Source organism: Microcoleus sp. BM001215392 (genome assembly GCF_036700185.1).
Taxonomy (GTDB): domain Bacteria; phylum Cyanobacteriota; class Cyanobacteriia; order Cyanobacteriales; family Microcoleaceae; genus Microcoleus.
In genome coordinates this window covers 1157-11109 of sequence record NZ_JAUBOJ010000249.1, presented here as the reverse complement: position 1 = coordinate 11109, position 9953 = coordinate 1157, and the positions used below count along the sequence as shown (strand labels likewise).

Below are 9953 nucleotides of genomic sequence, written 5' to 3'. Positions count from 1 at the left end.
CGACTAAATCCCGCTCATGAACGCCATCACAGGAGAACCTTGCTGCTGCTGCGCGATCGCTAAAAGCCGCTGAATCCGTTCTTCGGTAGATGGGTGAGTGCGGAAAAGCGACTGCAAACCTTTAGTCGAAAGAGGATTCACAATTAACAGCGGTGACATCGCCGGATTGCCGTGCATCGGAATTTCACGGCCGATTTTTTCCAATTTTTGCAGCGCGTTTGCTAAGCCGATCGGGTTATTGGTAATTTCCACCGCACCGCTGTCGGCTGCAAATTCCCGCGTCCGCGAAATCGCCAATTGAATTAAGGTTGCTGATAGCGGTGCTAAAATGATTAAAAATAGCAAACCAAACGGATTCGGGCCTTGTCTGCTATCCCGCGTTACCGGGCCGTAAAGCGCTCCAAATGTCAGAATTCTCCCCACAAATGTAATCGCACCGGCGATCGTCCCGGCTACTGCTTGAGTGAGGGTATCGCGGTTGCGGATGTGCGTTAGTTCGTGCGCTAAAACGCCTTCCAATTCTTCGCGGGAAAGCAGGTTGATGATGCCTTCGGTAACTGCTATTGTCGCGTGTTCCGGGTCTCTTCCCGTGGCGAATGCGTTGGGAGATTGAGTCGGAACTACAAAGATTTTCGGCACGGGAATTTCTGCTTTGGCACTCAGTGATGCTACAATATCGTAGATTTCGGGAGCTTCGCTGCGGGCGATCGGCTGAGCGCGGTAAGCCATTAATGCTGCGGTATCGGAATAGTACCAAGAGCTAAAACTGCTGAAGGCGGCTAGCGCTAAACCGATGTAAAGTCCTTGCTCGTTACCGATTAAGTAATAACTTCCTAAAACGAGCAGACCGCTTAGCAGTCCTAACAGAGCGGCTGTTCTGAGTTGATTGGTTCCTAGCATGGGGGGTTGAGGGATCTCGCGAATTTTGATATTTTTGAGCTTGTTATTAGATTTTCATATTTGCGGGCGCGATCGTCTCTATCTGTCGAAGTAAGTTGGGCGGCCAATAGTAGTATTTACCAGAAATAATTGGTTGAAAGCCGGAACCCTTTGAGGGAGAAATAAAAATCAGACTATTCATTACTCCAATCCTCGGACTTCTAGGTAGAAGTCGCTCTCAAACTGTCAACTGTCAACTGTCAACTGTCAACTGTTGAACGCCCATCATCTCGGATTCATCTGCGTTGCTCTGCGTACCCTTCAATAAGGCGAAGCGCCTACATCTGCTGTTGAAAAAGCTATGAAGTAGGGTGCGGATATGTCATATTTTTGATCAATAATCGGCGCTTTGTGAGGCGGCGCACCTGACTATTGTGTCGTGTGGCGCGGATGTACAATTTTTTGGGGATTTTGGATGGAGCCGCACCGTACCGGGACTAAAAAAAATTCCTGATTCACACTACAGCGAGTTAGCTAAATAAGTTTTTTATTATACGATCTAATATCGATTGAATGCTAAAAATTATGAGATTTCAACTATAAAGATTGTGGTCTGGGTCTAGCCAAACAATATAAAAAATATTTTCACTAAAAAATCCATGCACCCTACCGTATTCATTAGCAGATATTTGAAATTGGTAAGGGATATTTACTAGCATAGCTTCATTGGGAATCCCAAAACCATTAGGCTCCGTTGTATCTTGCCATGCTATGCTATGACAGCGCAGGCTTTTACTCTGATTATTGATGATTTCTTGAAAATTCAATTGTGATAAATCCCGTAGCCTTCTCAACAGAGATGCTAGATATCTAGCATCTCTGTTGGCTAGTGAAAATTTATCTTTGTCATCCTGATAGTACCTGAAAGAAAAACTCACTCCTTCTGGTATTTGTATTTGCACAATCTCTCTATTTGCTGAAGAGATTTGACTGCGCAGATTTGTATCTTGTCTTTTTTTATTCTTCTTCGATGACACGAGTTTTGTAGTATTTTTTCATTGATTCCTTCGTAATAATAGCATGAGAAGGTTCATCTTTTGGCAACTCACCTCTCGCCTTAATCCAAGGATCTTCGCGGCGCACCATCAATTCCAACTCATAAGCATCACGAAAAAAATAATCATTGGATAAGTCGTCCAAAAACTCTTGTACTTCTTCGGGAAACTCGGGTTTTTCGACTTCTTTGAGAATTGGCTTAAATCCAAATTGTTCTTTGTATTCGTAAAATAAAGTCGGGATAGTTGGCCCGTGCACCCAGGCTTCAAAATCCTCATCAAAAAGCGATGTGTCTTCAAAGGCTAGATACCATGCTTGGGCGTAGTACAAGAGTTTTTGGAGCTTGTGGTTGCTGAGGTAGGAGCCTACGTCATTGGCAAACCAAATGTAGTAATCTGCTAGTTGGGAGGCTGTTGTTATTGTAGTTATTGTGGTCATATATTTTGAGTCAATAAGTTTTGGATTCTATGATATCATAATTATCTACTATATTAAACTAGATTACCCTTTCAAGAGGCGGCAGAGCCGCAGGATATCACATTTCCAGGCAGAGCCTGCAAACGAGATTACAAACGAGATTACAACGAAATTAAAGAACAAAATAAACGCAGACAATCTGAGATTTATCTGCGTTTATCTGCGTGAATCTGCGGTTTAATTATCCAACCTTAAACTACTTGCACTTGTTTTTCTGCAAGGGAAGCAATCAGGGCTTTTTGCTGTTCCTGTTGAGCTTCGTCCGCCAAAAACTCGGCTAATTGTTCTTCGATTTCATCCCGCACAATTTGGCGGTATTCCAGGAAATGCTCGTTGTGGGCGCACACAGTCAAATAATGATCCCAAACGGCAGGATTGCGTTTGATGATGCTAAATAAATGATGCCAGAACTTCCAGCGAGTTGAACGCTTGACTCCTTGGCGCCAAACTACGGTTAGCAGCGCTCGCAAGTCGATCCAACTGGGGATTCTTGATGGTATATTTGCTGTAGGTGCACCTAACATCAAGAAGTGGCGGTAGGTGCGGTCTAAGTATTTCTCAGCATCGTACACGTCAGAAAATGCTTGGACGTATTCCCTGGCGATGTCTTCTAGCGGCCGCGTGGGAATGAAGTTCATTAATGTGGTCTGATTCAAATTGCCGGATTTGTCGCGCAATCTGCCTTCTTTTGCTAGTCGGTGCGACAATGCAGTGTGCGGTAAAGCTTGCAGCATTCCAAAGGTTGTACTGGGAATTGCTGCTGCTTCGGCAAAGTTGACGATGCGTTGGCCTGCGCCCGGTTTTTCGCCGTCGAATCCGATGATGAATCCGGCCATGACTCGCAAACCTGATTTGGCAATTAATTCTACTGATTCAATCAGAGAGTTGCGAGTATTTTGGAATTTTTTTGTCATTTGCAAGCTTTCTTCGTCGGGGGTTTCAATTCCGAGGAATACGGCGTTGAAATGACATTTCACCATCATGTCCATCAATTCTTGGTCTTGGGCTAAATCGATGGATGCTTCTGTGTTGAAGTTGAACGGGAATTTGTGTTCTATTTGCCAGACTTCTAAGTCTTTTAGTAATAGTTTGACACTGCGTTTGTTGCCGATAAAGTTGTCGTCTACCATGAACACGCCGCGCCGCCAACCTAGGTTGTAGAGACAGTCTAGTTCTGCTATTAATTGTTGGGGTTCTTTGGTGCGGGGTTTGCGCCCGTAGAGGACGATGATGTCGCAGAATTCGCACTGGAAGGGACAGCCTCGCGAAAATTGAATCGACATTGAGTCGTAGCTGTCTAATTCCAGCAGGTCGAAGCGGGGTACTGGGGTTGTGGTAACATCGGGTTTTAGGCCGTCCGATCGATACATTCCACTTTTTTCACCGCGCGTGATGGCTTCGACGAACATCGGTAGGGTGATTTCGCCTTCGTCGAGAATCAGGTAATCGATGCCGGCTGCTTGGGGCTCTTCGGGTACCGAAGTCGGGTAAGGGCCGCCGCAGGCTACGGATTTACCGCGCCGCTTGGCTTCGCGGATGATGTCTAGCAAGTCTTCTTTTTGGACAATCATCGCCGACAGAATAACGAGCTGGGCCCATTCCCATTCTGCTTCGGTGATTTGTCGGATGTTACGATCGACTAACTTGAATTCCCATTCTTGGGGTAGAATGGCTGCTACTGTGACCAAACCCAGCGGTGGAAGCAGCACTTTGCGATCGACTAATTCTAGGATTTTCTCATAAGACCAGAATGTTTTTGGGAACAGGGGGTAAACTAGAAGCACTCGCATAGTATGTTAAACCTCACATCACTAAAAGACTTGCGATCTGGCTGGCGTTTGAGAGTTCGATCGACTCTCAAGATTTAATGTTAAGGCTAAAATTACGATCTTGCGCGCGATCGACTATCTAGAAAGGGGTGACACCCCCTAAAACAAAGATAATGGGCGCAATTTTTAGCTTGCAGTTCCCTGTTAAAGTCTGCAAATGCTGATATCTTATCGTATCTCACCATTGATTGACGATAATCGCTTCAAAAGTGCCCGAATCAGGCAAAAAAGAATTTGAAACAGTAGACTTGAATTGCAAAAATAATTAGGACGATGCTCAAAGCGCATCGTCCGATTGGGTGCATCTGGCGCAAGGCAAATATGTTTGTATGGGCTATAGCATGACCGTAGTTAATATAAGATTATAACTAATAACTTATCTGCGGTCATGCTTCTTCAGGCTTCAAAAACCAGATAGACGCGTCCGATTAGTCGCGCCAAGAAGTGTACGGACTACTTTGTATTTTTATTTGGAATCCCGCTAGTTCTTAACATATCAGCAACTGTGCCGCAGTAACTCGGCAATCCGATGCTTTCGGGATTGACCAGATTTTGATAAGTAAAATGGCGGTAGCTGATACAAAATCTATCCCAAGCAGCCATCTGAATTCGGAACAACCAAATAAAGAAATCGGCAAGCCAAGGTGACAGAGTAATCCGAAAGAATATTTTTGTATGCAAATACTTGCAAGCTTGTTCGACAACTTCGTTCGCGGTAATCGCCGAATTTCCGAGTACGAAATGTCGCGCTTCTTTGGAATCGGGCGGATGTTCGACTAAGTAATTAACTACTGTAGCAATGTCTGCGCCGTGGATGAAGTGAAAGCTGCCATCTGCCTTCAGCCAGCGAATCAAACCAATCCATTTGGCGACAAGTGGCAAACCGGATGAGAGGTGAGAAACTGGTTTTTCGGCGTCTCCTCCCAATACTAATGTTGGGTAAAGTGCGGTAATTGGAGGCACGTTTGTTAACGTTGATAATTGCGTCATGCAATCGTATTTGGAGCGAACATAATCTGTTCCCAGTTCTCCGGCTTCTTTGAGTAAGTTGTTATCTCTACCGAGAATGCTGGCGGTTGAAAAGTATATTACTTGTTGGCAAGTCTGGGGCGAAAGTAGTTGAATGAGGCGCAGAGTTTTGGTGACATTGACATCAAAAACTTCTTGGGTTCCTCCCCAAGCTGTGGCTGCTAAAATTGCTACGTCTATTGTTTGCAGCAGTTCCGCAAATTGCTCAATATCTTTCATGTCGCCTTGTATGATATTGATGCCCGATCGCGCTTTCCAATCAAATTTTAGCTTGTCGGGGTTGCGAACTAATAGGTAGAGTTCGTGGTTTGTCTGTTGAATCAAGGTTTCGGCCATGTAGTGACCGATACAGCCACTTGCACCCGTTATGAAAATTTTTTTGGCGTTCATTTTGCCGGAGGGGAAGATGGGAGAAATGAGAGTTTTTTTGATGCTAGGGAAACGGCTTTGCTTAACGCGCTTTCCCTGAGTCCGGCAGGGGTTTAAACAAGAGCCTCAAAGCAAAAGTCGGTTGAAACCGACTAAAGAGAAGCATTTTTAATAACAGGCTTTCCGGCCTGTTATACAAAGAGTGAATTTTCTTGTGGTGCGTTGTTTCTAGCCCGACCCTAAAAGCTTTATTCACAATAGTGCAAGATGTGAGTTAAAACCGACTGAAATATTAATTTTTAGTCCTCTTAAGAGGACTTTAGCTATGAGACAGGGGTTTAAACCCCTGTCGGACTGTCGGATTGTCGGACTGTCGGATTGTCGGACTGTCGGAGTGTCCAACAGTCCGACAGTCAAATTTAAGCAGTAACTGCGAGCAATTTGTCGGCTTGTTTGGCGGTTTCAAAGAAGAAACGCACGTTATCTTCGGGAGTTCCCGGCAATACGCCGTGTCCTAAATTGAGGATGTGTCCGCGCGGGCCCGCTTTGCGAATTGTATCAAGAATTCGATCGCGAATAAACGGTTGAGAACCAAACAATACGCCGGGATCGAGATTTCCCTGAACGTTCATGTTGGGGCCCATACGCTTGCGCGCGTCGGCCATATCAACCGTCCAATCGACGCTGACGATATCTGCGCCGGATGTAGCCATGCGTTCGAGAAGGCCGCCGCTACCTGTGACTAATAGGATTAGCGGGGTGTCGGGATGGGTTTTTTTGACTTGCTCGAATACTTGTTTTTGGTATGGTAGAGCGAAGGTGTCGTAGTCCTGCGGGGACAGTTGGCCGGCCCAGGAATCGAACATTTGCACTACTTGGGCGCCGCAGTCGATTTGATAGCGGACGTAAACTGCGATCGCATCGGCGAATTTTGAGAGCAACTGATGCAGTAAAGTTGGATCGGAAAATGCCATGTTTTTGATAATCGCATAATCCTTAGAACCTTTGCCTTCAACGGCGTAGGCGGCCAAAGTCCAGGGCGCGCCGACAAAACCGAGCACGGTGGATTTGTTGCCGACTTCCGCGCGCAGGGATTTGAGGATTGTTTTGATAAAAGGCAAACTTTCTTCCGGATTCAGCGGTTGCAGGTTGTCTATTTGCTGCTGAGTGCGGATGGGTGCGTGGATAATCGGGCCTTTACCTTCGGCGATGTCCATGTCGATGCCCAAACCGGGCATTGGGGTGACGATATCGGAAAACAAAATTACGCCGTCGGGTTGAAATGCGCGCCACGGCTGAAGCGAAACTTCGATCGCAACTTCGGGTATTTCGGAACGTTCGCGAAACGACGGATACTTTTCTCGCAAATCTCGATAAGCCTTCATGTAGCGGCCGGCTTGGCGCATCATCCACACGGGCGGGCGTTCTAGGGTTTCGCCGCGGGCTGCCCGCAACAGTAAGGGAACTTCATTTAATGCCGACATCTTAACTTGTCTCTACCTTAGATATTTTAATGTCTTTGGTAGCTTACCATTGTGCGATCGTCCTTTTCGATCGAAAATTCCTGTTTTGGCCGTGAGGAAGATGGGGGAAGTGGCTGAGTTCGATTTTGGAGAGTCGGGATTTGGTCGATCGCGAGGCTGCCAAATCACATCTAGACTGCTTCCAATTTATGGGGGGTTATATTGGAAGTATCCTCGATCGCAGGGCAAATTAATTGAATCGAAATTTAGTAAAGAACCAAGTACGGGAATACTTGAGAATATAAACGGGTAGACTCCCGATGCTGCTATTACATTATTTTTTAGTCGAGACGTTAAGACTATGAAGAAAATAAAATTTGAATCCACTGTAGAACTTTGGAGAAACTGGTCTGTACTCGGGTTTATCTACAAGCCTACTCTTCAGGGCAAGTGGACAAACAATGTAAACACTCAGGGTAACTTACCATTCTTCCTCAAATGGCTTTTTCTCACTGCTGTATTTGCTCCTTTACTGTACAGCTCAAATTTGTACATTATTTGTATAGGCTGGGTTTTGTTACTCGTACCAGGTTTTATGCTAGCTGCAAACCTTTTTGTACTCCTAATCAGTCACATACTGTGCATCTCCATGACACCCCTATGTTTGATAGATGACGTACTTTCTAGTTTCAAGGATTCAACGTGAACCTTTTAAAGCAGGTATAGGACTATTGCCGGGATACCCGCTCCCTGGAGAAACTAATTGAATGGCAACAACAAAAAAGAGGCTGACAGCCATCTTTTTCTTTTATCTACCCATGCCTAAGATATAATGAAGAAAGTTCTAGAAGGCAAAGTAGCGCTAGGAAGTTATTTATGCAAACAATCCTATTAAGTCACGAAGAAGTCGCAAAGCTTGCGAAGCAACTTTATGAAAGCAGCATCCGCGCCAAAGTCGAGTCAGAAAATAATATTGGCAAAATGGTGATTATCGACATTGAGACAGGTGAGTACGAAGTTGACAAAAACGGCTTGCAAGCAGCACGGAAACTCAGCAAAAAGCATCCAAACCCTAGGCTTTTTGGTATCCGAATCGGATACAATGTTGCAGCTTCCCTAGGCGGTGTTATGGAGCGTGTTAGTAAGTGATTTCTGGTATTGTAAATGACGGACACCCCACTGTTGCTGTGCAATTTCGTTTCCCAAATCGTCCAGACTTATCTATCGAGTTTGTAGTAGACACAGGATTTACAGATCAACTTTGTCTACCTTCAGAAGCAGTTACTCTGTTAGGCTTACCATTTAAGTATGCTATGCCTGTGAACTTAGCTGATAATAGCGAAGTTACTTTGCCAGTACATGAAGCTATTATCCTTTGGAACGGGGAGGAACGAGAAGTTCGCGTACTTGCGACAGGGCGGCGACCTTTGCTGGGAACTTCGTTGCTAGAGGAATATGAACTTGTAGTGCAGTTCACAGAGGGTGGATTAGTGACTATTGAAGAGTTGTAGTTGCTTGTTAATCAGGTGCATCAGATGCTTCATAACACTTTAGCCAATCCCGCTTCATACTCTGCATCGACTTCATCAAGTAGCGCATCTAACCGCCCATCCTCCAAATCGTCTTCAATTTGCCTATCCCAAACCTGTTGGCGATACTCTATGAGCCAAGCAGTGAGTTCCGATAGTTCCTTAACTGACAAGTTCATAATTGCTGTTTCAAGTTCTTTAACACTCATATATTTTGCTACATCATTAATATTATTAATATACCAATATTCCCAAACGCATGGGCAGTGTTTGGGGCGGGTTTTTGAGATGGTTGGTTTGACTCATTGATGGTTTGTAAAACCCGCCCCAACGAAACAAACGAAACTATCTCGTCACACACACTCCGCCTACAGATACGCGACATTGATCGGGACGATCGAACCTGCTATTATCATTAGATCGATCGAATCTACCATCATCCGCCCTCGCCGAATCTAAATCCCTAGTCCGCGAATTGTAATAATAATCGCCCGCCGGAACAGCCCTAGTCGGTACAGCGCAATAAGTCCCGTCCCTGCCGGCATCATCAAATCTTACTCTTACCATAGTACGTCTGAGGCGACAGTCGATCGGGTTTAAGCCAAAATCATCTCGCAAAATCCGTTCTCCATCGTAGCTGCTGTTACGGCCCCTGTCGCTTCTGTCATCCCATCTATTATTACTAGCCCGTCTGTCGCCGCCATCAATTCCCGAAACTTCCACCGTGTAGCTACCGCCCCTCGCAGCATCTTTCGCTAACACCAAAAGCTTGTAATCGCCGCTGCGGGGAATCACATAATTAAAAGAACGGTCTTGGGTAAAAGCAACTTGTTTGTTGTTCCCGTAAAATAGTACCATGACGGGAGTAAAACCGCGAGTTCTATCCGTATCTAAAAACACTTGAATGTTATCGCCTTCTTGAGCGTTGAAAGTGTATTCTTGACCGCGCAATTCTTCCGTCGGAGCACCGGGCGTCCACATATTTCGGAAACGGTAAATCGGGGAAGTGCGGCGGATTACTCCATCTATGCGATCGTTATTTTGTATCGATTCGGCAACAGCACTTGACGGAATCCCCGTAAGTGCCAATCCGGCAACTAGCACAGTGGTAGCAATACTATTTAACAAGTTGTGTGTTTTCATATCAACCTCTCAAAAACTTTAAAATCTTTTTGCCTTGTTGGCGCCGACATTTGCATACACTCTCTATTTTAAATCTAATTTATGCCAACCGTGTTAACCTCACCCAACTGGACTATTTAGGATTTATCGTAGGGTGCGTCAGGGCTGACTGTTTTAATCGCAGACTAATTATTTTCCCC

At 45.2% G+C, this 9953-nt stretch carries 11 protein-coding genes; 2 read left to right on the top strand and 9 right to left on the bottom strand.

Features of this window, described 5'->3' with window-relative positions; translation table 11 throughout:
- Positions 1 to 3: 3 nt before the first annotated feature.
- From QT974_RS22750 to hemE, 7 genes are all read right to left on the bottom strand, one after another.
- Complete coding sequence (locus QT974_RS22750) at positions 4 to 900, bottom strand: M48 family metalloprotease (RefSeq protein WP_333470694.1); 897 nt, start codon at positions 898 to 900, stop codon at positions 4 to 6.
- 46 nt (positions 901 to 946) lie between these two features.
- Positions 947 to 1081, bottom strand: coding sequence for a hypothetical protein (locus tag QT974_RS22745; protein ID WP_333470693.1), 135 nt, complete (start codon positions 1079 to 1081; stop codon positions 947 to 949).
- Positions 1082 to 1472: 391 nt separating this feature from the next.
- The gene (locus QT974_RS22740) at positions 1473 to 1916 is read right to left on the bottom strand and encodes a hypothetical protein (protein ID WP_333470692.1); all 444 of its coding nucleotides are present in this window, start codon (positions 1914 to 1916) and stop codon (positions 1473 to 1475) included.
- Complete coding sequence (locus QT974_RS22735; protein WP_333470691.1) at positions 1897 to 2373, bottom strand: Panacea domain-containing protein; 477 nt, start codon at positions 2371 to 2373, stop codon at positions 1897 to 1899. The genes QT974_RS22740 and QT974_RS22735 overlap by 20 nt, the downstream gene beginning before the upstream one ends.
- Positions 2374 to 2603: 230 nt before the next feature.
- The gene (locus QT974_RS22730) at positions 2604 to 4202 is read right to left on the bottom strand and encodes a B12-binding domain-containing radical SAM protein (protein WP_333470690.1); all 1599 of its coding nucleotides are present in this window, start codon (positions 4200 to 4202) and stop codon (positions 2604 to 2606) included.
- Between the two features lie 492 nt (positions 4203 to 4694).
- Positions 4695 to 5660, bottom strand: coding sequence for an NAD-dependent epimerase/dehydratase family protein (locus QT974_RS22725; RefSeq protein ID WP_333470689.1), 966 nt, complete (start codon positions 5658 to 5660; stop codon positions 4695 to 4697).
- A 398-nt stretch (positions 5661 to 6058) separates the two neighbouring features.
- Positions 6059 to 7123, bottom strand: a complete 1065-nt coding sequence (hemE, locus tag QT974_RS22720; protein WP_333470688.1) for a uroporphyrinogen decarboxylase — start codon at positions 7121 to 7123, stop codon at positions 6059 to 6061.
- An 855-nt stretch (positions 7124 to 7978) separates the two neighbouring features.
- On the opposite strand from hemE, the gene QT974_RS22715 reads away from it, so the two are divergent.
- Both QT974_RS22715 and QT974_RS22710 read left to right on the top strand, forming a co-directional pair.
- Positions 7979 to 8251 carry a hypothetical protein gene (locus QT974_RS22715; protein WP_333470687.1) on the top strand — a complete coding sequence of 91 codons (273 nt, stop codon included), beginning with the start codon at positions 7979 to 7981 and terminating at the stop codon, positions 8249 to 8251.
- The gene (locus QT974_RS22710; RefSeq protein ID WP_333470686.1) at positions 8248 to 8613 is read left to right on the top strand and encodes a clan AA aspartic protease; all 366 of its coding nucleotides are present in this window, start codon (positions 8248 to 8250) and stop codon (positions 8611 to 8613) included. The genes QT974_RS22715 and QT974_RS22710 overlap by 4 nt, the downstream gene beginning before the upstream one ends.
- Before the next feature lie 29 nt (positions 8614 to 8642).
- On the opposite strand, the gene QT974_RS22705 is transcribed toward QT974_RS22710, so the two are convergent.
- Both QT974_RS22705 and QT974_RS22700 read right to left on the bottom strand, forming a co-directional pair.
- Positions 8643 to 8840 carry a hypothetical protein gene (locus QT974_RS22705; RefSeq protein WP_333255008.1) on the bottom strand — a complete coding sequence of 66 codons (198 nt, stop codon included), beginning with the start codon at positions 8838 to 8840 and terminating at the stop codon, positions 8643 to 8645.
- Positions 8841 to 8976: 136 nt separating this feature from the next.
- Positions 8977 to 9774 (bottom strand): hypothetical protein, encoded by a 798-nt coding sequence (locus tag QT974_RS22700; RefSeq protein ID WP_333470685.1) that lies wholly within the window; start codon positions 9772 to 9774, stop codon positions 8977 to 8979.
- Positions 9775 to 9953: the final 179 nt, after the last annotated feature.